The organism is Sphingopyxis sp. RIFCSPHIGHO2_12_FULL_65_19, assembly GCF_001830555.1.
GTDB lineage: Bacteria > Pseudomonadota > Alphaproteobacteria > Sphingomonadales > Sphingomonadaceae > Sphingopyxis.
The window spans coordinates 51,738-73,316 of sequence record NZ_MIAM01000030.1 but is presented as its reverse complement, the minus strand read 5'-3'; the positions used below and the strand labels follow the sequence as shown (position 1 = coordinate 73,316).

At 61.3% G+C, this 21,579-nt stretch carries 26 protein-coding genes and 1 tRNA gene; 13 read left to right on the top strand and 14 right to left on the bottom strand.

What is annotated here, in order from left to right:
• Together A3E77_RS09935 and hisI are read right to left on the bottom strand one after the other, a co-directional pair.
• The coding region (locus A3E77_RS09935; RefSeq protein WP_293645462.1) for a hypothetical protein at positions 1–424 on the bottom strand (424 nt) is incomplete at its 3' end.
• The gene (hisI, locus tag A3E77_RS09930) at positions 411–791 is read right to left on the bottom strand and encodes a phosphoribosyl-AMP cyclohydrolase (RefSeq protein WP_293645460.1); all 381 of its coding nucleotides are present in this window, start codon (positions 789–791) and stop codon (positions 411–413) included. The genes hisI and A3E77_RS09935, both read right to left, overlap by 14 nt.
• A 143-nt stretch (positions 792–934) precedes the next feature.
• Between hisI and purF the strand changes: the two genes are divergently transcribed.
• Genes purF through A3E77_RS09915 form a run of 3 tightly spaced genes read left to right on the top strand, consistent with a single transcriptional unit; the run spans position 935 to position 3,578 of the window.
• The gene (purF, locus tag A3E77_RS09925) at positions 935–2,392 is read left to right on the top strand and encodes an amidophosphoribosyltransferase (RefSeq protein WP_293645458.1); all 1,458 of its coding nucleotides are present in this window, start codon (positions 935–937) and stop codon (positions 2,390–2,392) included.
• Positions 2,393–2,396: 4 nt separating this feature from the next.
• Entirely contained in the window at positions 2,397–3,131 is a 735-nt protein-coding gene (locus A3E77_RS09920) for an SDR family NAD(P)-dependent oxidoreductase (RefSeq protein WP_293645456.1), read from the top strand.
• Between the two features lie 60 nt (positions 3,132–3,191).
• Positions 3,192–3,578, top strand: coding sequence for a hypothetical protein (locus tag A3E77_RS09915; RefSeq protein ID WP_293645454.1), 387 nt, complete (start codon positions 3,192–3,194; stop codon positions 3,576–3,578).
• Between the two features lie 87 nt (positions 3,579–3,665).
• On the opposite strand, the gene A3E77_RS09910 is transcribed toward A3E77_RS09915, so the two are convergent.
• The 5 genes from A3E77_RS09910 to A3E77_RS09890 form a co-directional block, all read right to left on the bottom strand.
• Positions 3,666–4,757: a serine hydrolase domain-containing protein gene (locus tag A3E77_RS09910; protein WP_293645452.1), complete on the bottom strand. Its 1,092-nt coding sequence runs from the start codon at positions 4,755–4,757 to the stop codon at positions 3,666–3,668.
• Between the two features lie 101 nt (positions 4,758–4,858).
• Positions 4,859–6,139, bottom strand: a complete 1,281-nt coding sequence (locus tag A3E77_RS09905) for an SAM-dependent methyltransferase (RefSeq protein ID WP_293645450.1) — start codon at positions 6,137–6,139, stop codon at positions 4,859–4,861.
• A gap of 86 nt (positions 6,140–6,225) precedes the next feature.
• Positions 6,226–7,179: a metal-dependent hydrolase gene (locus A3E77_RS09900; RefSeq protein ID WP_293645448.1), complete on the bottom strand. Its 954-nt coding sequence runs from the start codon at positions 7,177–7,179 to the stop codon at positions 6,226–6,228.
• A gap of 12 nt (positions 7,180–7,191) precedes the next feature.
• Complete coding sequence (locus A3E77_RS09895) at positions 7,192–8,229, bottom strand: 2-oxoacid:ferredoxin oxidoreductase subunit beta (protein ID WP_293645446.1); 1,038 nt, start codon at positions 8,227–8,229, stop codon at positions 7,192–7,194.
• Complete coding sequence (locus tag A3E77_RS09890; RefSeq protein WP_293645444.1) at positions 8,226–10,088, bottom strand: 2-oxoacid:acceptor oxidoreductase subunit alpha; 1,863 nt, start codon at positions 10,086–10,088, stop codon at positions 8,226–8,228. The genes A3E77_RS09895 and A3E77_RS09890 overlap by 4 nt, the downstream gene beginning before the upstream one ends.
• 185 nt (positions 10,089–10,273) lie before the next feature.
• On the opposite strand from A3E77_RS09890, the gene A3E77_RS09885 reads away from it, so the two are divergent.
• Positions 10,274–11,221 (top strand): alpha/beta hydrolase, encoded by a 948-nt coding sequence (locus A3E77_RS09885; RefSeq protein ID WP_293645442.1) that lies wholly within the window; start codon positions 10,274–10,276, stop codon positions 11,219–11,221.
• Positions 11,218–11,694, top strand: a complete 477-nt coding sequence (locus A3E77_RS09880; RefSeq protein ID WP_293645440.1) for an RNA pyrophosphohydrolase — start codon at positions 11,218–11,220, stop codon at positions 11,692–11,694. The genes A3E77_RS09885 and A3E77_RS09880 overlap by 4 nt, the downstream gene beginning before the upstream one ends.
• Here the strand turns inward: A3E77_RS09880 and A3E77_RS09875 are convergent.
• Entirely contained in the window at positions 11,655–12,344 is a 690-nt protein-coding gene (locus A3E77_RS09875; RefSeq protein WP_293645438.1) for a uracil-DNA glycosylase, read from the bottom strand. The two genes, A3E77_RS09880 and A3E77_RS09875, sit on opposite strands and share 40 nt — an antisense overlap.
• Before the next feature lie 23 nt (positions 12,345–12,367).
• Between A3E77_RS09875 and folK the strand changes: the two genes are divergently transcribed.
• Positions 12,368–12,889, top strand: coding sequence for a 2-amino-4-hydroxy-6-hydroxymethyldihydropteridine diphosphokinase (gene folK / locus A3E77_RS09870; RefSeq protein ID WP_293645436.1), 522 nt, complete (start codon positions 12,368–12,370; stop codon positions 12,887–12,889).
• A 42-nt stretch (positions 12,890–12,931) separates the two neighbouring features.
• Positions 12,932–13,007 (top strand) — tRNA-Lys (locus A3E77_RS09865).
• Between the two features lie 146 nt (positions 13,008–13,153).
• Here A3E77_RS09865 and A3E77_RS09860 read toward each other — a convergent pair.
• Positions 13,154–13,870: a hypothetical protein gene (locus tag A3E77_RS09860; RefSeq protein ID WP_293645434.1), complete on the bottom strand. Its 717-nt coding sequence runs from the start codon at positions 13,868–13,870 to the stop codon at positions 13,154–13,156.
• Between the two features lie 198 nt (positions 13,871–14,068).
• On the opposite strand from A3E77_RS09860, the gene A3E77_RS09855 reads away from it, so the two are divergent.
• The gene (locus tag A3E77_RS09855) at positions 14,069–15,220 is read left to right on the top strand and encodes an HNH endonuclease (RefSeq protein ID WP_293645432.1); all 1,152 of its coding nucleotides are present in this window, start codon (positions 14,069–14,071) and stop codon (positions 15,218–15,220) included.
• On the top strand, positions 15,217–16,431 hold the full coding sequence (locus tag A3E77_RS09850; RefSeq protein ID WP_293645430.1) for a DNA cytosine methyltransferase: 1,215 nt from the start codon (positions 15,217–15,219) through the stop codon (positions 16,429–16,431). Before A3E77_RS09855 ends, A3E77_RS09850 begins: the two co-directional genes overlap by 4 nt.
• Before the next feature lie 22 nt (positions 16,432–16,453).
• Here the strand turns inward: A3E77_RS09850 and A3E77_RS09845 are convergent, their stop codons facing one another.
• A complete protein-coding gene (locus A3E77_RS09845; protein WP_293645428.1) occupies positions 16,454–16,663 on the bottom strand; it encodes a helix-turn-helix domain-containing protein in 210 nt (69 codons plus the stop codon).
• Positions 16,664–16,754: 91 nt separating this feature from the next.
• On the opposite strand from A3E77_RS09845, the gene A3E77_RS09840 reads away from it, so the two are divergent.
• Positions 16,755–17,264 (top strand): hypothetical protein, encoded by a 510-nt coding sequence (locus A3E77_RS09840; protein ID WP_293645426.1) that lies wholly within the window; start codon positions 16,755–16,757, stop codon positions 17,262–17,264.
• A gap of 63 nt (positions 17,265–17,327) precedes the next feature.
• On the top strand, positions 17,328–17,726 hold the full coding sequence (locus A3E77_RS09835; RefSeq protein ID WP_293645424.1) for a hypothetical protein: 399 nt from the start codon (positions 17,328–17,330) through the stop codon (positions 17,724–17,726).
• Between the two features lie 148 nt (positions 17,727–17,874).
• Here the strand turns inward: A3E77_RS09835 and A3E77_RS09830 are convergent, their stop codons facing one another.
• The 4 genes from A3E77_RS09830 to A3E77_RS09815 all read right to left on the bottom strand — a co-directional run bounded on the left by A3E77_RS09830 (position 17,875) and on the right by A3E77_RS09815 (position 20,008).
• Positions 17,875–18,162: a hypothetical protein gene (locus A3E77_RS09830; protein ID WP_293645422.1), complete on the bottom strand. Its 288-nt coding sequence runs from the start codon at positions 18,160–18,162 to the stop codon at positions 17,875–17,877.
• A 1-nt stretch (position 18,163) separates the two neighbouring features.
• Complete coding sequence (locus tag A3E77_RS09825) at positions 18,164–18,433, bottom strand: hypothetical protein (protein WP_293645420.1); 270 nt, start codon at positions 18,431–18,433, stop codon at positions 18,164–18,166.
• A gap of 46 nt (positions 18,434–18,479) precedes the next feature.
• Positions 18,480–19,229 (bottom strand): hypothetical protein, encoded by a 750-nt coding sequence (locus A3E77_RS09820; protein WP_293645418.1) that lies wholly within the window; start codon positions 19,227–19,229, stop codon positions 18,480–18,482.
• A 275-nt stretch (positions 19,230–19,504) separates the two neighbouring features.
• The gene (locus A3E77_RS09815; protein ID WP_293645416.1) at positions 19,505–20,008 is read right to left on the bottom strand and encodes a hypothetical protein; all 504 of its coding nucleotides are present in this window, start codon (positions 20,006–20,008) and stop codon (positions 19,505–19,507) included.
• 119 nt (positions 20,009–20,127) lie between these two features.
• Here A3E77_RS09815 and A3E77_RS09810 point away from each other — a divergent pair, with 119 nt between their 5' ends.
• Together A3E77_RS09810 and A3E77_RS09805 are read left to right on the top strand one after the other, a co-directional pair.
• On the top strand, positions 20,128–20,553 hold the full coding sequence (locus A3E77_RS09810) for a hypothetical protein (protein ID WP_293645414.1): 426 nt from the start codon (positions 20,128–20,130) through the stop codon (positions 20,551–20,553).
• 151 nt (positions 20,554–20,704) lie between these two features.
• Positions 20,705–21,451 carry a hypothetical protein gene (locus A3E77_RS09805; RefSeq protein WP_293645412.1) on the top strand — a complete coding sequence of 249 codons (747 nt, stop codon included), beginning with the start codon at positions 20,705–20,707 and terminating at the stop codon, positions 21,449–21,451.
• Positions 21,452–21,579: the final 128 nt, after the last annotated feature.

Sequence of the window (21,579 nt, the reverse complement as noted above, 5' to 3'; positions counted from 1 at the left end):
TGGGGCACAGGCGTTCGCATTGCGGCGGCAGGCGTCCGGGCAGACGAAGCTCGTCATCCTCTTCGCGCACGATCGCTTCGCAGCCATCGGCGCCCGCGAAGCGCATCCTCCAGCCGCCATTATCGTCCCGCGTCATCGTCCCCGTTGCGGTGCAGGACAGGCTGGCGCCGAACGCCGCCGTGACGGCAAAGCGCCATCGTCCTGCGCCGTCGGGAACCACGCACATGGCGTCGCGGCCCAGATCGTGCGTGCGTTCAAACACCCCGACCGGCGTCGCGGCTTCGGACCGCACGACCCCGCGTTCGCGCGCCGCTGCCTCAAGCGGATTGTCGGCGTCGCCCCCAATGCCGCCGTTCGGCGCGGCCCGGTCGCATCCCGACAGCAACGCCGCGGCAAACGCGAGCAGCGCGCTAACCTTGTGCATCGTCTGCCAGAAAGGTCAGGCTGTCGTCACCCTCGACACGGCGATAAAAACAGGATCGGCGCCCGGTGTGACAGGCGGGGCCGACGGGCGTCACGCGCAGCAGCAATGCGTCCTGATCGCAATCGACGCGCATTTCGACGATCGTCAGTTCGTTGCCCGACGTCTCGCCTTTGCGCCACAGCGCGGCCCTCGATCGTGACCAGAAATGCGCCTGCCCCGTCGCGCGCGTCCGCTCGATCGCTTCGGCGTTCATATGAGCCACCATCAGCAATTTATGCGTCTCTGCATCGGTGACGATTGCCGTCACCAGTCCGGCGGCGTCGAAACGCGGAAGAAATCGGTCGGTCGTGTCGCGCTGATCATCCATAAACCGCGCTTTAGAGCAGGATAGACGCCGCGGCCACCCCGTCCGCACGGCCCAGTGTTACAAATGCGTGATTAGGGGGGCGACAATTGCGATCACCGTCCCTATATGCGCCCCAGTCACAGCCCCCCTGCCCCTGGAACGACATGCTGACGACCCACCCTTTTGACGACGACAAACTCCGCGAGGAGTGCGGCGTATTTGGTATTCACGGCGCCGATAGCGCCGCCGCAGTCGTTGCGCTGGGGCTTCACGCCCTGCAACATCGCGGACAGGAAGCCGCCGGCATCACCGCCTTCGACGGCAAGGAGTTTCACACCCACCGTGCGATGGGCCATGTCGCGGGCAATTTCGACCGCGACGACATCATGCGCCAGTTGCAAGGCGGGTCGTCGGTCGGGCACGTCCGCTATTCGACGACAGGCGAAACGGCATTGCGGAACGTCCAGCCGCTGTTTGCCGACCTGTCGACGGGTGGTTTCGCCGTCGCGCATAATGGCAATATCTCCAACGCGGCGGCGCTCAAGAAAGTGCTCGTCCGCCGCGGCTCGATCTTTCAGTCGACCAGCGACACAGAGGTCATCATTCACCTTGTCGCCACGTCGAACTATCGTTCGCTGCTCGACCGCTTCATCGATGCGTTGAAGCAGGTCGAAGGTGCCTATTCGCTGATCTGCCTCACTGCAGAGGGGATGATCGGGTGCCGCGACCCGCTCGGCATCCGGCCGCTCGTGATCGGAAAACTGGGCGATGCGCACATCCTAGCATCGGAAACGGTTGCGCTCGACGTCGTTGGCGCCGAATTCGTCCGGTCGGTCGAACCGGGCGAGCTTGTCATCATCCGCGACGGCCAGCTGACCTCGCACCGCCCCTTCGCCGATCACCCCGCACGGCCGTGCATTTTTGAATATGTCTATTTCTCGCGCCCCGATTCGATTGTCGACGGGACGAGCGTTTATTCGGTTCGCAAGGCGATCGGCGCCGAACTGGCACGCGAGAATCCGGTTGAAGCCGACCTTGTTATTCCCGTCCCCGACTCGGGAACGCCTGCGGCGATCGGCTATGCCCAGGAATCGGGCATTCCGTTTGAACTCGGCATCATCCGCTCGCACTATGTCGGGCGCACCTTCATCCAGCCGGGCGACAAGGTCCGCCACCTCGGCGTCAAGCTGAAGCACAACGCCAACCGCGCGCTGATCGCGGGCAAGCGGATCGTGCTGATCGACGATTCGATCGTGCGCGGCACGACCAGCCTCAAGATCGTGCAGATGATGCGCGACGCCGGTGCGACCGAAGTCCATATGCGCATCGCCAGCCCGCCGACCCAGCACAGCTGCTTCTATGGCGTCGACACGCCCGAGCGCGCGAAACTGCTCGCGGCACAGATGAGCATCGGCCAGATGGCGAATTTCATCAACGCCGACAGCCTGTCCTTCATCTCGATCGACGGCCTGTATCGCGCACTGGGCGAAACGAAACGCGCCGACGACGCGCCGAAATATTGCGACGCCTGCTTTACCGGCGACTATCCGACCACGCTGACCGATTTTGACGAGCATGGATTGGAAGATCAATTTTCCCTGCTTGCCGAACGGGTTGTTTGATACCATGACCATCAAGTCTGAAGAATTGGCGGGCCAGGTCGCGCTCGTCACCGGGGCCAGCCGCGGCATCGGCGAGGCGATTGCCGAATCGCTGGCGGCGCGCGGCGCGCATGTCGTCATCACCGCACGGACCGCGGGCGGGCTCGAAGAGTTGGAGGATCGCATCCACGCCGCAGGCGGCAGCGCAACGATCGCGCCGCTCGACCTGACCGACGGCGACAGCATCGCCCGCCTGGCGAGCGCGATGGCCGAACGCTGGCAGCAACTCGACATGCTCGTGCTCAACGCCGCGATGCTCGGCACGCTGACGCCGGTTGCCGCGATCGACGGCAAGGAATTCAACAAGCTGCTGACACTGAACCTGATCGCGCAGCAGGCGCTGATCGCCAATTTCGACCCGCTGCTACGCCGCGCTGCCAACGGCCGCCTGATCGCGCTGTCGAGCAGCGTCGCGCGCGAACCGCGCGCTTATTGGGGCGCCTATGCGGCATCGAAGGCGGCGTTTGAAACGCTCGTTACCAGCTATGGCGCCGAAATGCGCAATATATCGACCGTGCGCACCGCGATCCTCGACCCCGGTGGCACCCGCACCCAGATGCGCGCGCGCGCCTATCCGGGCGAAGATCCGCAAAGCATCAAGAACCCGGCCGACGTCGGCGAATTTGTCGCCCGGATGATGGTCGACGGTTTCGACAGCACCGCCTTCCACGCGCTGCCAAAGGTCATGGAAAAAGCTTGAAGCCATCCTTGCTTTCCTGCGCTAAGACGCTCGCATAACAGGGTTTGCGAGGGCGCGGGAATGACCAGGGATATTTTGCGGGCGGCAATCGCCGCAGTGATCGGCATCGTCGTCGCATTCGGGCTGATCTGGATCGCCCAATATGCAGGCAGCGAAATCTCGCCCTCCGAATATGATACGACAACGGGTGAAATACTGATCCCGATCGGATCGACGATCGCCCTGGTCGTCGGCTGGTTCATCGGCACTTTTGCGGGGAGCTGGCTCGCGATGCGGATTTCTGCCGGGACGGGCGCCGGCTGGGTGGTCACCGGTGCGGTGATCGGCGCCGCCCTTTATACCGCGGTCGATTTTTCCGACACATGGTGGATCATGGTGCTGGGCGTCGCCGTCCCGATCGCAGCGGTGTGGATGGCCCAGCGCGCAGCGAGCGTCGTCACCGACTAATCTGATTTTGTTATCCCGGCGGAGGCCGGGATCTCGACGGAGAGACCCCAGCCAGAGAACCCCGGCCTTCGCCGGGGGTGACGAAGCTTAGTTGGCGGCTTCCTTGTCCACCGCAGCCTGCACGCGCTTGTAAAAAGCCTCGCGCGCCGCGCCGACACCTTCGGGATCGGTTGCGGTCGGCCAGTTTCCGTTCGACGCGATCACCAGCTTGCGTTTGGGGTCGATGAAGATGCCCTGTCCGAAAATGCCCTGTGCGGCGAAGCTGCCGTCGTCGTTCGTCCACCATTGATAGCCATAGCCACGGCCGGGCACCCCAATGTCAGCCTGTTTGACGGTCGCGGAGGCGAACCAGTCGTCCGGGACCACCTTGACGCCGCCCGCGATGCCGCCGTCCAGCACGAACTGCCCCAACCGGGCATAGTCCTTCAGGCTGGCCGATATGCAGCAACCGCTGATTTCATGCCCGGTGGCACCGAGCATCCAGACCGCGTCCTGTTCCATTCCGAACGGCTTCCAGATCTTTTCCGACAGATAGGTCGACAGCGTTTTTCCCGTCGCGCTGGACACCAGAACCCCGATCAGATTCGTTTCGCCGGTGCTGTAGAGCCACTTCGATCCAGCAGGAACATCGCGTGATAAGGTTTTCATATAGCTGACAGTCACGTCTTCCCCGGCCACCGGCTTTTGCAGGTTGAACAGGGCGACGTCGGATTTCGGATCGGTATAATCCTCGTTCCATTTGACCCCCGACGTCATCGTCAGCAGCTGCCGCACCGACACATCGTCATAAGCCGAACCCCTGAGACCGGGGATATAGACCGTCACCTTGTCATCGAGGCTTTTGATATAGCCGTCCTTTACCGCAGCCCCCACCAGCGTGGAGGTGAAGCTTTTCGCGACCGAAAAGCTGGTCCAACGCCCTGCGGCGCCATAGCCCAGCGCATATTTTTCGAGCCTGACCTTGCCGTCTTGCACAATGATCAAGCCCGCATTACGCTGTTTCGCCATATGGGCATCGACGTCGACGCCCAGATCGAGAGGCGCGCCTTGCGGCAACGGATAAACGGCATCGCCCGCTTCGACCGTGTTGAACACGACCTTTGGCATCGTTTCAATCGTGCGAAAGGCGGCATCGCGTTGATCCTGGGTCCAGAACAGCACATTCATATCCTTTGGCATCGTGTCGGTGGTCTTTGTGGTCGCGGGCGCGCTGCAAGCCGCGACGGCGGCCCATAGGGACGCCGCTGCCAAATATCGTCGCATGTGTCTCTCCCCTGTTTTCAGGCTGTCTTTTCCAGCGTAACTTGCGCGACGTCGATGCCGCCGCCGCGAAAGCCGCCTTCGCAATATTGCAGATAATAACGCCACAGCCGGATAAATCGGTCGTCGAATCCCGACGGCAGTTGGTCAGCGGTGACCACCGCATCAAAGCGTTCGCGCCACTGACGCAGCGTTTCCGCATAATCGCCGCCGAACCGCTGCACATCGCGCCACGCCAACCCGCGTGCCTCGGCGAGCGCACGAAAACGGCTTTCCGAAATCAGGCAGCCGCCGGGAAAGATATAGGCCTGGATGAAATCGCTGCTCGCGGCATAGCGTTCAAACAGCGCATCGTTGATCATAATATACTGGATCGCCGCCTTGCCTCCGGGGCGGAGCAATCGGCTGATTGCGTCGAGATAGGCGGGCCAATAGGCCTCGCCCACCGCTTCGACCATCTCCACACTTGCAATCGCGTCATAGGGACCCTGCGCATCGCGATAATCGCAGATTTCGATCCGCGAACGCCCCGACAGGTCGACCGCGCTCAGCCGCGCGTCGGCCACGTCCGCCTGTGCCGGCGACAGGGTGATCCCGGTGTAGAGTACGTCGTGACGTTCGACCGCCCGCTCGGCGAGCGCCCCCCAACCGCAGCCAATTTCGAGCAGACGGCTTCCCGAACGCAGGTCGAGCCGGTCAAGAATTGCGTCGACCTTCGCCGCCTGCGCCTCCTCCAGCGACTGACCGGGGTCGGTAAACAGCGCGCTCGAATAATTCATGCCCGAGTCAAGCCATAAGCGATAGAAATCATTCCCCAAATCATAGTGAGCATGGATGTTGCGCTTGGCGCCCCGGCGGTCATTGCGGTGGAACGCGTGGATCGCCTTGTTCAACCAGCGCCACGGTCCGCGCGCGCGCGCCGCGTTGCCCAGCGCCTCGCCGTTGCGCATGAACAGGTCGAACAGCGGCACCGGGTCGGGCGACGACCATTCGCGTGCATCCCACGCGCGATACCATCCCACCGATCCCGAAATCGCCAGCCGGGCGAGCGCGGTCCAGCTGTGAAGATGCACGACCGCAACCGGCCCCTTGCCGCGCCCACCCATCAGCCGCACGCTGCCGTCAGGCAGATGCCCCTCGATCGTGCCGAGCGCCAAGCCCGAATCGATGCGGTCGAGCATCCGGTGGAACAGCCCTGCCGGCGCCAGCGCAATCAGCCGCGCCAGCCCCCCGCCCGCGCGATAGGCGCGGTCGGCGCGGAGCAGTTCCTTGCCGCGACGCGGGCTGACATGCGTGTTCATAACCCCTTCCTGCCCCAAAGTCGGGCGCCTGACAATCGGTTGCAGCGCGGCGCCATGACGTCACATGCGGGGACGGATGCGCCCGATTATTGGGGACGGCTGGCGGTGTCGGGCGCGGTCAGCCGGACCTGGAAACGGTCCTGCGCCAAGGGATGCATGAAACGCTGATCGCGCAGCAGGATCGCATCGCCATCCTTCTGCGCAACGGGCATCCGCGACCAGAACAGAAAGGCACGCGCCGCGGGGTCGGCCTTGACCCAGGTCGTCAGACGCGGATCATCCATAGCCGTCGGCATCCCCACCGTATCGACCTCGCCGCCGCCCCCAGGAACGAAGCTTGCAGTGCCATAGCGATCGGCGGTCCGCCAAAAGACGTCGCGTTTCCAGAAGGCGAGCGGGGGCGGACTCGCGACGACCAGCGCGTCGGCGTGCCCGGCCTTGCGAAGCGCTTCCGCCACCCTGCCCTCTGCGGCGCCGGTGATCGCACCATTGACAAAAATATAGGCAGAGATGCCCACAAACCCGACCCACGCCGGCCGCCGCCAGTGCGCCGTGCCGCGCCGTTGGCGGCGCAGCGACACCCCGATCGACAGCCCCAGCGCGATCCATATCCACAGGTCGATGATGAAAATGCTGTCGCCATAGAACCAGCGGTGGCTGAACGGTTCGAGCAACCGAATGCCATAATTGTTGAGCCAATCGAGCGCCGGATGGCTGAAGCAACCGATATAGGCGAGCGCGAGCAACCAGCCCTTGTGAATTGGGAGCCGCGTGACCGGACGTTTCCCGCGCCGTTCCTGCCAGCGGTCGAACCCGATCATCAGCGCCCACAGCAGGATCGGCAGCAGCACCAGCGCAATCGGACCATGCGTGATCCCGCGCCGCATCGACAGCGATTCGGTGCCGTAGATCGCGCAGCCCGCATCGATATCGGGCAGGTTTGCCGCGATGATCAGCGTCGGCATTGCAAGCCCGGTCTTTGTCTTAAGCCCCATCTGCCCAAGAACCGCGCCGACAAGGCTGTGCGTCAGATTATCCATGGCGGCGGAGAATCAGAGTTCGGGCCCGCCCTCGGCCACTGTCCAAGTCTGCCCTTTTTTCAGCAACCCTTGCAAATCGGCCTTTTTGCCCTCGGCCGCCGCCTTGTTCTGGCGGACGACATCGGCCTCGAAAGTCGGGCGCGGATCGTCGTAGAGCACGCCGAGCGCCATCGGAAATTCGCCGAAGCGCATTTCGACGAGCATATGCGCGACGCTGCGGTTGGTGACGTCATGCACGATCACCCCCGCGGCCTGCCAGTCGCCATCCACGACATCGACGGTCTTGAGGTTAAGAGCATCAACGTCGAGCGCGATCCCCTTGGTGCCCTTGGCATAGAGCATCGGCTCGCCCTGCTTGAGCCAGAGCTGGCGATCCTCGGCGCCTTTGGGTGCCGCAAAATCCTCGAATACGTCTTTATTGTAGACGATACAGTTCTGGAAAATCTCGATAAAAGCCGCGCCCTTGTGCGCGTGAGCGGCTTTCAACACGTTCGGCAGCTCCTTCGACACATCAAAACCGCGTGCGACGAAACGTGCGCCTGCGCCGAGCGCAAAGGCCGCGGGCTGCGCCGGACGGTCGACCGAGCCATAAGGGGTCGAGGGGCTCGTCGTCCCGACGCGGCTCGTCGGAGAATATTGCCCTTTTGTAAGGCCATAGATCTCGTTGTTGAACAGCATGATCTGGCAATCGAGATTGCGGCGGATCAGGTGCATGGTGTGATTGCCGCCGATCGAAAGCCCGTCGCCGTCGCCGGTGACGATCCACACGTCGAGGTTCGGATTGGCAAGCTTCAGCCCCGTCGCGAACGCCGGCGCACGGCCGTGGATCGTGTGGAAGCCATAGGTTTCCATATAATAGGGAAATCGCGACGAGCAGCCGATACCGCTGATAAACACGGTATTTTCGGGCGCGGTGCCGATTTCTGGCATGGTGCGCTGCACCGCCTTCAGGATCGCATAGTCGCCGCAGCCGGGGCACCAGCGGACTTCCTGATCGGTTTCCCAATCCTTGAGCGTGGTGGTGCGCGCGATAGTGGTCATCTCGTTCACGCGAGTGCTCCTTCGATGGCGGCCTCGATTTCGGCGATGGTGAAGGGCTGGCCCGACACCTTGTTCACCGGCTTGGCATCGACCAGATATTGGTCGCGCAGCACGGTCTTGAGCTGGCCCGTGTTCATTTCGGGCACGATCACCTTGTCATAGCTTTTTAAAAGCTCGCCCAGATTGGCGGGCATCGGCCAGATGTGGCGGATGTGGACATGGCTGACATCGGCGCCTTCGGCGCGCTTGCGGCGCACCGCCTGGTGGATCGGACCAAAGGTCGAGCCCCAGCCGACGACCGCGAGCTTGCCCCCCTCGGCGCCGAGTTCGACGACCTGGTCGGGGACCTTGATGCCGTCGATCTTGTCCTTGCGGATGTCGGTCATCGCCTGATGGTTGTCGGGCGCATAGTTGATGTGGCCGGTGTCGAGTTCTTTCTCGATCCCGCCGATCCGGTGAAGCAGGCCCGGCGTCCCCGGTTTCACCCACGGGCGCTTGAGATTTTCGTCGCGGCCATAGGGCTTGAAGCCGCCTTCCGGCACCGCGGTCAGGAATTCGACGGGGAATGCGTCGTACGTCGTCAGATCGGGCACCGCCCATGGTTCCGCGGCGTTGGCGATGTAACCGTCGGTCAGCAGCATCACCGGCGTCATATATTGCACCGCGATGCGCACCGCCTCGATCGCGCATTCAAACGCGTCGCCCGGCGATCGCGCCGCGATCACCGGCATCGGCGCATCGCCGTTGCGGCCATAGACTGCCTGATACAGGTCCGATTGCTCGGTTTTCGTCGGCAAGCCGGTCGACGGACCACCGCGCTGCGAATTGACGATCACCAGCGGCAGTTCGGTCATGATCGCGAGGCCCATCGCCTCGCCCTTCAGCGCAATGCCCGGGCCCGACGAGCTGGTGACACCAAGCGACCCCGCATAGCTAGCGCCGATTGCCGAACAGATAGCGGCGATTTCGTCCTCGGCCTGAAAGGTCGTGACGTCATATTCCTTGAGCCGCGACAGATGGTGCAGGATCGCCGAAGCCGGAGTGATCGGATAGCCGCCGAAGAACATCGGCAGCTTGGCGAGTTGGGCGCCCGCGACGAGGCCGAGCGCGATGCCCTCGGCGCCGGTCAGCGTGCGGTACAGACCGGGCGCAACCGGCGCCGGATCGACATGATGCTGCTTGAGCGGCCCGGCAAGCTCGGCCGTTTCGCCATAGGCGTGGCCTGCATTGAGCGCCGCCACGTTCGCCGCCGCAAGATTTGGGTCTTTCGCGAACTTCGCGTTCAGCCAGTCGATCAGCGGCTGGCGATCGCGGTCGAACATCCAGAGCGAAAGCCCCAGCGTCCACATATTCTTGCAGCGCAAGGCTTCCTTGTTGCCGAGCCCGAACGGTTTGACCGCGTCCATGGTGAGCTGGCTGATATTGAGCTTGAGCAGTTGCCATTTCGCAAGGCTGCCGTCCTCAAGCGGGTTTGCTTCATATTTCGCCTTGGCAAGGTTGCGGTCGTTAAACTCGCCCTCGTCGGCGATGATCAGGCCGCCCTGCTTGAGCGACGGCACATTGGTCTTGAGCGCCGCGGGATTCATCGCGACGAGCACGTCGGGCGCGTCGCCCGCGGTGTCGATCGCCGACGATCCGAAATTGATCTGGAAGGCCGAAACGCCGAACAATGTGCCCTGCGGCGCGCGGATTTCGGCGGGGAAATCGGGGAAAGTCGCAAAGTCATTACCCGCCAGCGCCGAAGAGAGGGTGAATTGACCGCCGGTGAGTTGCATCCCGTCGCCGCTGTCGCCGGCAAATCGAACCACCACTGCATCCGAAAGGGGGGACTGCCGCTGGTCGGCCTGGTCCACTGCCGCTGTCGCCATTTTCTGTATCTGCCTTTGAATCTTGCGAACCTGTGACATCGGCCTAGGCCCGTGCGCGCCAAGCCGCAATTGAGAAAAAGTTGTGCGCTGCAAAGGGCGGGCGACAGGTCGGTTTCGATTTGCGATTGAATTTGCCTCGCCGATGCCGAATAGCATGGCGAAAATATCGATCAGGGAGAGACTGGATGACCGACAGCACCACCCAACATGCGCGCCCCGATGTGGCGGCCTTTCTCACCTTCCTCAATGCCCAGGAAGGCCCCAAGATGGAGGAGCTGCCGCCCGAAGCGGCACGCGAAATGTTCCGGGTGATGGGCCAGCTCGCCGACGCCCCGCGCGGTGAGATTGCCGCGGTCGAGGACCGGACGATCCCCGGCCCGGCGGGCGATATCGGGATTCGCCTCTATGACAATCGCCCGGACCGCGAGGCCGGGCCGGTCATGATTTTTTATCATGGCGGCGGCTGGGTGATCGGCGATCTCGACACGCACGATGCCTATTGCGCCGAGGCTGCGCGCCTGCTCGACATGCCCGTGATCGCGGTCGACTATCGCCTGGCGCCCGAACACCCCTTCCCCGCCGCCCCCATCGATTGCGAAGCCGCGACGCGCTGGGTTGCCGACAATATTCCCTGCACCGGCCTGGTGCTGTCGGGCGAAAGCGCGGGCGGCAACCTGACCATCGCGACCGCGCTGACGCTGCGAGACAATCCCGCATCAAAGCCGGTGATCGCAATCCACCCGATCTATCCCGCGGTCACCACCCACGACGACTGGCAAAGCTACCGCGATTTCGGCGAAGGTCATTTGCTGACGCAGGGCAGCATGACCTGGTTCGGCAATCATTATGCCGCCGACCCCGCCGATTATCGCGCCGCGCCGCTCGATTTTCCTGCCGAGGGGCTGCCGCCGACGCTGCTCATCACGGCGGGCCTCGACCCGCTGCGCGATCAGGGCCGCGCCTATGCCGCCAAGCTTGTCGAGGCCGGTGTCCCCACCACCTATCGCGAGGCGAAGGGCACGATCCACGGCTATATCAACCTCGCGCAGGGCATCCCGAGCGCACGGGAAGATATCCGCGGCGCATTGACGGTATTGAAGGCGATCGTCGCCGAAGCTAACGGGGCGGCATGATCGACCACAGCAAACTTCCCTACCGCCCCTGCGCGGGCGTGATGCTCGCCAATCGCGACGGCCGCGTCTTTGTCGGTCAACGGCTCGATACGACGAGCGAAGCGTGGCAGATGCCGCAGGGCGGGATCGACGATGGCGAGGATGCCGAAGAAGCGGCGATCCGCGAACTCGGTGAGGAAACCGGGGTGCATGGCGGGCTGGTCGAGATTATCGCGCGCAGCCGCGAGGAATATTTCTATGATTTGCCCGACCATCTGATCGGAAAGATGTGGGGCGGCAAATATCGCGGCCAGCGCCAGCACTGGTTCCTGATGCGCTTCATGGGCGAGGACGGCGACGTGAACATCCACACCGCGCACCAGGAATTCCGCGCGTGGAAATGGGCCGAGCTGGGGGAGATCGAAAAACTGATCGTCCCGTTCAAACGCGCGCTCTATCGCGGGCTGGTCGAGGAATTCGGTCCGCTCGTCTGACCGTTCAACGCCAGTGCGGTGCGAAAGACATCGGCAAACATCGCCGCCGTCAGTCGCCCCGTGTTCGTGTTGTAGCGCGAGCAATGATAGCTATCGACGAGGTACCGCCCGCCGGGCAGCACATGCACCGCACCATGCGCGAAAGGATGTGCAGCCAGCCTCTCGCCAAAGGCGCGGAGCGCCGCGTCATGGGCGATCCGGCCGAGCGCGATGATGACGCGCAGCTTTGGCAACGCGTCCATCTGCTCCTCGAAGAAGGGCCGACAGTTCGCGATTTCCGCCGGCGTCGGCTTGTTCTGCGGCGGCAGGCATTTGACGCTGTTGACGATAATCGCGCCGTCGAGCGTCAGCCCGTCGTCCACGCGGGCATCATAATGCCCCCGACTCAAACCGAATTCGGCAAGCGTCGCGAACAAGAGGTCGCCCGCATAGTCGCCGGTGAACGGCCGCCCCGTCCGGTTCGCACCATGTTTGCCGGGCGCCAGTCCGGCAAAGGCCAGCCAGGCGCCCGGATCGCCAAACGCATAGACCGGCGCGTTCCACCAGTCGGGATGCTCGGCCCGGCATTCGCCGCGCAGCGCGGCAAGCCGCGGGCATCGCGGACAATCGCGCGGTGGCTCGGTGCCGGGCAACGGGCTGTCAATTTCCACGCTTCTGCGATAGGCGCGAGGGTATGAGTAACGCAACGCCGCTCCCCCTTTATGCCATCGGCCTTGGGTCGAATCGGCGCCATGTGCGGTTCGGCGACCCGCGCGCGGTGCTGCTGGCGGCGCTCGCCGCGCTCGAAAGCGACGATATCGAGGCGGTCGACGCCAGCCCGATCATCGCCAGCGACCCGATCGGCCCGTCGCGCCGCCGCTATGCGAACGCCGTCGCGCTCGTCGCCTCGCCGCTCAGCCCGCCCGAAATGCTCGAACGGCTGCAAGCAATCGAAGCCAGCTTCGGCCGCCGCACCGGCCAGCGTTGGGGTGCCCGCACCCTGGACCTCGACATCCTGCTGTGGTCGGGCGGGGCGTGGTCCGACGGCACGCTGACCATCCCGCATCCCGCAATCGAACAGCGCGCGTTCGTGCTCGGCCCGCTGCGCACGATCGTCGCCGACTGGCTGCACCCGCTGACCGGCCGCAGCGTCCGCCAACTCGCCGCGCGCCTGACGCGTCCGAAGCCAGTTGACCGGGGCGCATCGGCGCACTAGGGCGACGGCTCACTTTCGCGCGCCGCTTCGCCGGCGCCGGATGGGCCCTTAGCTCAGTCGGTAGAGCAACTGACTTTTAATCAGTAGGTCGCTGGTTCGAACCCAGCAGGGCTCACCACTAATGCATTGATTTTGATGTATTTTTTATGCGGATTTTTGAGAAACCGCTGGAGCTTGAACTATAAGAACCGAATAGAAACCGACTATTCGAGCAGTTTCAGATTGCTGATATGTCCTGGGACGGTCTGGTTTAAGCGAGCGCGGCTATTGGCGCCGTCCACTCATATCCTGGTTTCTTACCAAGTTCGCTGCGATCACGCGCTCGTCAATATGACGAGCCAGCGCATCCACCGCCCGCCGAGCGTCCCCAACGAACTGATAATTCGTCGCAATTTTTCCTTCTCGCACCTGAATTTGAGGATAGTCTGCGACATATAGGTCATCAACGCGCCCGTCGCGATGCACGAGAATATGGCGAGCATCAAGATATGGCATGGCCCCGTTCAAGACGTTCTGGTCAAGCGCTAAACCGAGCCGCGCGCTTGCCTTTCGCAAGAGCTCCTTCGTGTTTCGCTCATTCTCGAGTTTACGGAATATCGCGTCTGACACAAGGCGGACCGCCGCGTCCCAGTTCCCAGTTGCAAGAATATCAGCGGCATGGAGATCCAGACGAATCTCGCCCACAAACCGGGCAGGGTCAATGCCCGCAAGAGCAGCTTTAGTCATCGTATCCGAAATAAATGCCGAAAAATCTTCGAAAAGATCCTTTATGAAGGCGGCATACAAAGTAGATTTCAGGTGATTTCCACATATGTTTTTAGAATTGCGCGAATTAACGCGGCGCGAAAGACTTGGATGGATATCCGCGGTTGACCCCAAAGCCACTGCAAGATTTTCGTCGGAATGGGGTGTCTGAAAAAACCTGCCTACTAAGAGTTCGCACAGCTCGATGTCGGTGTTGTAATAAGCTATCCGGTTCAAAAACCTGTGGTACGCCTTAGTCGGCACTGTATTCCTCCCCGTCGAAACTCCAGAACAACTCGTAGAGGGAAATTTCTGGCACTTCAAACGCTGACGACGCGGGCAGAAACTTGCGCTAGCTGTTTAGGTCGTTCAAACTCTTCCCGCTGGATTGCCGCTCTCGCGATTGCTATCCCCTTCCGAAATACGGGGGTGACAATGTGGCGGTTTGACCAAGGCAGGATTGAATACTTCCAGTTCGACGAACTGCGAAAAATTGCAAAATTTGCAGTCGCAGATGACCTGAAATCTGCAAGTCGCGGTCCTCTTGTGTCAGCGACAGGGTTGCCATTTCTTCCTGCGTCCACCGCCTATCCGCCGTGGCGCAACTACTCTCGGGTGTTCCGTACGGCAATGCTTGTCGCCAAGATTGGGGACAACGCGGTCCCTACGCCAATCGCTCAAGCACTCGCCAAAGACGGCCAAGTCACCTCGGATGACTATTTCCATTTTCTAGCCCAATCGTTCACTGATCCCGCGCCATCCTTTCAAGAATGGAAGCCAACGGAGACACCGCGCTTCCCACTTCTATTTGCGTTGAAATTCCTGCTCACTCGGTCGGTTTTGGGCAGTCCGGTCGTCGGCATCCGCGAAATTGTTGGGGCCTATCAAAGGAGCAATTTCGACGGTGAAGAGGACCAAACGGCTTTCATAGAGATCGCCAAAAAATCATGGACCTCAGGAGATCACCGGCAGGCGCGAGAAAGCATTCAGGTGATTGGACAGATTTCGTATCTGAGTGCGACATCGACGGAAGTCACGGTCTCCCTCGACAAGGACGACGCCATCGACGTCTTTGAAAGCCTGCAAGCGATCCGGGGGAAGCAAGAAAACGGCAGCGAGCGAGAGATTTTGCGCATAGCTGGCCTGTTCGAAAGCGCCGTCAGCGATTTCGAAATTGATTTCTCCAAAACGGTGCTTGATGAAACGGTCGAAGCGGGGTTTTCCGAGGGCACCCGTGTTGAGCGGACGCACATCGTGCTCGAACGCAACTCGGCGATCCGAAATGCCTACTTCGAGAAGAACCCGACCACGACCTGCGATTTCTGCGCCCGTGACACAAAATCGGAATTTCCATGGGCTGACCGTGTACTTGACATCCACCATGTGTTACCCCTTTGTTCCGGTACGAGATCGGATAAAAGCGGGACCGTTTTGGGTGACCTAGTTGCCATCTGTCCTACCTGCCATCGCGCCGTCCATCGCTTTTATACGAAGTGGTTGAAGGCGCAGGGCAAGAAGGATTTTGTCGACGCTGCAGAAGCTCGTGCGGTATATGACCAAGCCAAGAATCTGAGGAACACCACATGACGGCTGCGCAGCTAAAATTACCTGTAACAACCGATGAATACGCTGAGCAGCAAAAACTGATCTCTCAAATGGTAAGTTCCGACGACGATTTGGCCGCGGCACTGGCGGTCGCTGGCCTGAGCTACGACGACCTCATTTACCAGCGAGCGCATGAAAAGCGTTGGACGGGTGGAGCTCCTACAAAACTTGGCGATTTTAAGAAGCTCGTTAAGGGCGTCCCTGTGGTCAGCTTTTTCACCGGTTGTGGGGGAATGGATCTAGGGTTTGAGCAGATCGGTTTCGAAACCATCGCTGCATTCGAGCACAACGAGATTTTCTGCCGAACCCTCCGAAAGAACCGGCCGAAGTGGAAGGTATTCGGGCCCCCATTCGGAAGTGGAGATGTCTCTCAATTTGTCGAGGTAGTAGAAGCGCTTACCCCCCTGATCGACACACCATTCGAAGGTATTTTCGTCGGTGGCTCGCCGTGTCAGCCGTTTAGCATTGCGGCGAATCAACGATTTTCGCGATCAGGAGAGAATTTTAAGCGCGTCGGCTTTGCTCATGAAAAGAATGGCAATCTTCTTTTCGATTACGTCCAACTCGTGATCCGATTTAGGCCGAAAGTCTTCGTCGTTGAGAATGTACCTGGGCTGCGCGATCTTGATGGCGGAGAACAGCTGTCCGCGGCCATTGAGCTGCTCAGGCAGGAAGGATACGCCGTAAACGAGCCGACGGTGCTGAACGCGGCTGACTATGGAGTTCCGCAATATAGAGAGCGCCTCTTCGTCGTAGGATCGCGGACTAACGGTAAGCTCGTTGTGCCGCCCAAAAAACCTCACGTTGGCTGCGCTAGCGTTCTCAGCAAGCTGCCGAACGGATTGCCAAACCACGAGACCCGCACACATAAGGCCGGATCGATCGAGCGATACATGAAACTCGACTATGGTCAGCGTGACCAACTTGGTCGAGTTGATCGATTAGATCCCACGCTTCCATCTAAGACGGTGATCGCAGGTGGAACGAACGGCGGTGGCCGCTCTCACTTGCATCCCGAAATACCCAGAACATTAAGCGTTAGGGAATGTGCTCGCCTGCAAACGTTTCCTGACGACTACGTCTTCCTCGGGCCAACAGCGCGGCAGTTCACCCAAGTGGGGAACGCTGTGCCGCCCGTTCTGGCCGCAACGCTGGCCACTGCTTTAGCAAACGCTTATTTCCCAACCGCTTGAGAGACAGGTCGCGCCGCCTGCCTCAGCTGTAGCTGAGCAGGTCGGCGGGATGTACGCCGAGCGCGTCCGCCAATCGCGCAATGACCGACAGCGACGGATTGCGGCGTCCGCGCTCTATGCCACCCATGTAAGTCAGGTCGATTTCGGCGTCGTGCGCGAGTTGCTCCTGCGTAAGCTTCCGCTCGATCCGCAACCTCTTCACATTTGCGCCGACAATCTTGTTCCAGTCCATCGTCCAGACTGGAGCCGTGCCACGCGATATTCTCTAGGGACTATAGTCCCTATTCAGTTGACAGGCGAGATTGGCGCGGCAGTGTCGCGCCATGTTCGACGTTTGGGCCCCTGAGCACTCGGTGCTGCGCGAGAAGGTGATCGAGCATATCTTTTTGGCCGAGCTCTCACGTCATCTCCTGCTCGACGTGGGTCAACCGTTCGAGGTGCTGCGGCCGGAATATGATGCGTTTGGGTACGACATCGTCGTCCAGGTCGGGGACGCGATGCGCCACATCCAACTCAAGGCCACCACCGCCGGTGGCAGCCGCGCGCACGTAGATGTCCAACTCGCACTGGCCCAAAAGCCCGGCGGCTGCGTTGTCTGGATGTTCGTCGATCCGGCTACGCTGAACCTCGGCCCATTCCTTTGGTTCGGCGGATCGGTCGGACAGCCGCTGCCGCCGCTCGGGGATCGGTCGGTGCGACATTCCCGCGGTGACGCAGATGGCATAAAAAAGGTTCGGAGCGGACTTCGGCGACTGCCGCGTGGAGAGTTTACTCGTTTCGACAATATCAGAGATCTGGCCATGGCCATGTTTTCGGGGACCGCTGCGCCATAGTGCGGGTTCGCTTATCGGCTTCCACAGCGCTTTGTTCCGCAATGCAGTCGAAAGGAAGTCAGCATGAAAGCATCGGGAACGTCCGCAGGCTTAGCGAGAGGCGATAAGGGGCCGGTCGCGAGGTATGAAGTCCATCGAGATCGTGAGCCGGGTTCGCGCGGTATCGAACGGCAGCCCGTCATCGAAGAGTTCAACGCGCTCGATCGGGCAAGAATTTCCGCGCTCAGCTATGCACTCGATGGTCCGACATCTTCAGGTGAGCGCTTCACAGGCACGGTAACGGTAATGCAGGTCTATTGGATTGGAGACCGACGCGCCTCGACGGAGATCGTGGACGTGATCGACGAGCGCGTGGCCTTCCGCCTGCTCAACGAGGTGCGCATACCCCGCGCGCGCGAACTTACCGTGTCTCTCGAACGCATCCAGGCGGAAGTGAACGCCCTCGCCCATCTCGGCGCTTAGGTCAGCTCGTCGGTCACATTACAGTGCGCGTCACGGTGCTTTCGCGCCATCCTACTCTGGAAACCTTGGAAAACCGCGACCTACGGGGCGGCGTCCTGCTGATTGAATATCAGAAGGCCCCGAGACTGAAATCTCGGAGCCTTCTGCGTCAGAACCTTTCGTAGGTTTCCGTCTTGCCGCTGCGGACCGAGGCCACGTCGATCGGCCATGGGTTCCTGACCCACATGAGTTGCCCTTCATCCGATCCCGACTTGATCATAAATGTCTCCCGGTAGCCGAAGCCGCGCAAGATGCTACACAGCCCTTTCCTCGCCCGCATAGGCATAAGGTCGGGGTCTCCCCTGCCTGCAATCAGCAGCCGGAATGCTTCGTTCAGGCTGATAGCCTGATACCCGGCGAGCTTGCGGATCGAGGACAATACTGGATTGCGCGCCACGTCACGTCGCCGGATTGAGGAAGTTGCCGCCGCGCGTCAGTTTCGGCCAGGTGGAGCGGTTCGGTGCACCGACGGGAAGTCCCTGCACGGCGACAGCATCCATGCCCGCGCCGACGACAACGGCGGTGAATTTCTCGATCGACGGACCACCGGCCAATGCTTGAGCAACGGTGCGGGCGGCCGCGACGTCTGCGCCCTCGGCTATGATGAAGCCGATGCCGTCAGGACGGCGGAGGTTTTCGGCGGAGGGAAAGAAGGCATATACGGCCATGTGAAATTCCTTTTTTGGTTGGTGCTACGGTTTTATGGCGCGCGGATCAGGCCGCTTCGGCGGGCTGCTCGGCGTCTTCCTCATCGTCGGTATAGGCCCCGATTTCCTGCTCGCGCTTGCGGAGCATTGCGATCTGCAGTGCGCGCTGGGGGTTCGGCTTGCCTGTCTCGAACTCGGCGTCTTCATTGAGCGCTTCGAGTACGCGCCGCTCGGCCTCGACGAGCGCCTGGCTCATCTCCCGGTGCAGGTCACCGATGAGCACGTCGGCCAGTTCGGCGGCCGAGAACGGACGATCAGAGCGTGGCAGGTCGGCGATGCGACTGCACAGCGCCGCCGCGAGCTCCTTGTCCTTGGTGGCCGCCGCGAACTCCGCCAAGCTGGCGAGCTCAACCGGGCCAGACGCCGCGGTCTGCTGCATGATCCTGCTGCGCCGTTCTGATCCAAGGGTCTCGCGCATGAGCATCTGGACCGGACTGCGGTAGTGAACGGAGGCCGCAGTCAGCTTCCCGGCAAGCCCGGCCAACTCACGGGTGTGAGCGATCCGCTGGTCAGCGCTCTCACGGACGAGCTCGCCGCGGAAGCCGCTGATCGACTTCGCGACCACGGAGGGGCGATCCTTCGCGTCAAGCGTACGAAGAGAGCTTGCGACCTGCTCGCCGTGGCGTTCGACGCGACCGGACAGGTTGCGGAGCAGATTGGAGTGCGCCGTGCGGCCCGCATGGATGCGGGTGATGGTGGATCTTATGTCGGTCGGGCTCAGCCATTGCGCGCCGAGCGTGGCCTTGGGTGCGGGCATGTTCTTCTCCTTGAAGGTCCTCGCGTCTCGCCAGGGGCTTCATGATCCGACCATGCCCGGGCTCAGCCCAAGTGATGCCCGCCATCGCGGGCATGGCCGAGACGCAGTTGCCTCGAGCGAAACACGATTATGGGATGCGCTTGCCAAGTCGCGATTGGGACCAACATTGAGCTCGAACGGCCTAGTTCGGTGTCCGCCGCGGTGCTCACAGAACACCGCGACGGACATGTCGATGGATTTGCGCGATTATTCAGCGTAAGCCTGCTGATCTACGGTCAGGCAGCCATAGGCAGCAGCCCATCGCCGCGGCGCCCCTGCGCGTTGACAAGCTGCACGATCTCCTCCGCCACCTTGAGCGCATCAAGATCGCTGTAGGACGCGTAAGAGAGCTTAGCTGTATCCGATGGCGAAGCCGTCATCGGGCTCCATTTGCGGCCAGGGCCGCGGTCGACGTTCGTCTCGACATACTCCATCCCGATGACGCGTTCGGCGTACTCCCGCACCGCCGAGCGGCCATCGAACATGCACGTCTCGGTCGTCCATCGGATCAGGTCGTAGGAGAAGATCGGCAAGGCGCCGGCAACCCGCAGGAACGCCGCTCCGAGGAGGTTCAGCTCAGTCTCGGTGTATTCGTCGCGCATCGGGTGATCCGAGAGGTATCGGTCCTTGAACTTGCGCCCCTCAACAAAGCACTCGTTGCTTACGGTGAGGACGATTTCGTGCTCATTTTTCGGGATAGAGCCGCGGATAAAGGGCGTATTGTCATCAGACTTGCTCATTTGGTCGTACCTTTTCTGTTAAACAGTCCAGAAGCGGACGACCAACTCCAATAAGGGCAAACATCCGGTGCGCTACAACTACTTGACGACTGGGCATCAGTCATGGTCAAAAGTGTCCAATGAGCGAGGAGAACGACCGCTACCCGGATTGGCTGAGAAAACAGCGGGGTTTTAGATACCGCGGCCATGACCAGATTCCATCAGGGTCGGGGCCGTGGATGAACCGCACCCGGATCACCCGAAGGTACGCCGATGCGCTCGTAGCTGCCGGTCAACCTGTTACAATCGACGTGGTCCGCGAGATGCTAAGATACCTTGATCGCGGCTACAGCCTAAAACCCGACCAAATCGGGTTCGCTCTGCGCAGCCGATACGCCGACGACACGATCACCAAATACACAAACGCGACGGCGGTGGTGATTGATGGCGAGAGACACCGCGGCATCCGCGCCGCCGCGGAGGCCCTGGGCGTCTCACCACAGACCATCATTAATCGGATCGAGTCCGCGGATTTGAAGTGGGAAAGGTGGCGGCGGGAAAACTGAACGACGTCGCTGTGCCTGCTTCGGTGCTAGGCTGCCCTGCATATTGCCAAGTCGCTGCTTTCAAATCCCTTCAGGACATCGTGCCCGCTGATGACCGATCAGACGGGCGGATCACTATCCAACATCGTTGCTGTTAGGCTAAGGGGGTGAGATGTTCCTAGAAGACATTCCCATCACCTTCCTCGACAAGGCTGCAGCGCTACTCGCGGACACGAACTCCGGACTCACCGGCCCCCAGATCGTGCGCGCAATCAACAGCTATGGCGACATGTGGCACGTGCGTGTGCCACACCCGACCTATCCTTTCGAGGCGCCGAATAAGAGAACAGCGCTAATCGAAAGCTTGCAAGCGTTTTCGCCACCGCAGCAGTTCCAGATCATAGAGGAACTCTGCGAGCACCACTCCTTCACGGTTGGATCCTCATCCGGCGGCGAGAGAAAGAAGTTACGGGCAGAGCTGTTCACCCGGTTCGGTAGTTTGCGCCTGAACAAGGAGGTAAAGGAACTCGACGTACCGCTGATTGAGGAGACCCGCCATTGGCTGCACGGCTACCCGAAGTCGCTGGAGAAGCTGGAGCAGGCGAAACTTAAATATGATGCGGGCATCTTCCAGCGCAACCTGCTCGACGACCTGCGGCTAGGTCTGGAACTGCTGCTTAAGTCAGTACTGGAGAATACAAAATCGCTTGAGAACCAAGTCCCGCTCATAGGGGCCAAGCTCAAGGAGCGCGGCGCCTCGGCTCAGTTCACGAACATGTTCCAGAAGCTTTTGGACCTCTACGGCAAATACCAGAATGAGTACGTGAAGCACGACGATAACCTGCCAGAGGAGGAGGTCGAGTTCATCTTTGAGCTCACCGCTTCGTTCATGAAACACATCGTGAGGGTGGCCGGGTAGCTGTCTCAAACCTGCACCCAAGGCTTGCGAGCGGCCGCGGCGGTCGCTATCTTGGGCGCGTCAACCAGCTTCGGGGGTTGGGGTGGGTTCGAATCCCACGGCTGCACTAGTTCTTAGCGTCCCTCTGA

Bases quoted from the DNA above. Each gene is read 5' to 3' on its own strand.
- hisI (WP_293645460.1), bottom strand. From the start codon at position 791: ATGGATGATCAGCGCGACACGACCGACCGATTTCTTCCGCGTTTCGAC.
- A3E77_RS09820 (WP_293645418.1), bottom strand. From the start codon at position 19,229: ATGCCCGCACCCAAGGCCACGCTCGGCGCGCAATGGCTGAGCCCGACC.
- A3E77_RS09920 (WP_293645456.1), top strand. From the start codon at position 2,397: ATGACCATCAAGTCTGAAGAATTGGCGGGCCAGGTCGCGCTCGTCACC.
- A3E77_RS09835 (WP_293645424.1), top strand. From the start codon at position 17,328: ATGAAAGCATCGGGAACGTCCGCAGGCTTAGCGAGAGGCGATAAGGGG.
- A3E77_RS09855 (WP_293645432.1), top strand. From the start codon at position 14,069: ATGTGGCGGTTTGACCAAGGCAGGATTGAATACTTCCAGTTCGACGAA.
- A3E77_RS09915 (WP_293645454.1), top strand. From the start codon at position 3,192: ATGACCAGGGATATTTTGCGGGCGGCAATCGCCGCAGTGATCGGCATC.
- A3E77_RS09840 (WP_293645426.1), top strand. From the start codon at position 16,755: ATGTTCGACGTTTGGGCCCCTGAGCACTCGGTGCTGCGCGAGAAGGTG.
- A3E77_RS09890 (WP_293645444.1), bottom strand. From the start codon at position 10,088: ATGGCGACAGCGGCAGTGGACCAGGCCGACCAGCGGCAGTCCCCCCTT.
- A3E77_RS09905 (WP_293645450.1), bottom strand. From the start codon at position 6,139: ATGAACACGCATGTCAGCCCGCGTCGCGGCAAGGAACTGCTCCGCGCC.
- A3E77_RS09885 (WP_293645442.1), top strand. From the start codon at position 10,274: ATGACCGACAGCACCACCCAACATGCGCGCCCCGATGTGGCGGCCTTT.
- A3E77_RS09805 (WP_293645412.1), top strand. From the start codon at position 20,705: ATGTTCCTAGAAGACATTCCCATCACCTTCCTCGACAAGGCTGCAGCG.
- A3E77_RS09845 (WP_293645428.1), bottom strand. From the start codon at position 16,663: ATGGACTGGAACAAGATTGTCGGCGCAAATGTGAAGAGGTTGCGGATC.
- A3E77_RS09825 (WP_293645420.1), bottom strand. From the start codon at position 18,433: ATGGCCGTATATGCCTTCTTTCCCTCCGCCGAAAACCTCCGCCGTCCT.
- A3E77_RS09880 (WP_293645440.1), top strand. From the start codon at position 11,218: ATGATCGACCACAGCAAACTTCCCTACCGCCCCTGCGCGGGCGTGATG.
- folK (WP_293645436.1), top strand. From the start codon at position 12,368: ATGAGTAACGCAACGCCGCTCCCCCTTTATGCCATCGGCCTTGGGTCG.
- purF (WP_293645458.1), top strand. From the start codon at position 935: ATGCTGACGACCCACCCTTTTGACGACGACAAACTCCGCGAGGAGTGC.
- A3E77_RS09810 (WP_293645414.1), top strand. From the start codon at position 20,128: ATGAGCGAGGAGAACGACCGCTACCCGGATTGGCTGAGAAAACAGCGG.
- A3E77_RS09815 (WP_293645416.1), bottom strand. From the start codon at position 20,008: ATGAGCAAGTCTGATGACAATACGCCCTTTATCCGCGGCTCTATCCCG.
- A3E77_RS09900 (WP_293645448.1), bottom strand. From the start codon at position 7,179: ATGGATAATCTGACGCACAGCCTTGTCGGCGCGGTTCTTGGGCAGATG.
- A3E77_RS09910 (WP_293645452.1), bottom strand. From the start codon at position 4,757: ATGCCAAAGGATATGAATGTGCTGTTCTGGACCCAGGATCAACGCGAT.
- A3E77_RS09850 (WP_293645430.1), top strand. From the start codon at position 15,217: ATGACGGCTGCGCAGCTAAAATTACCTGTAACAACCGATGAATACGCT.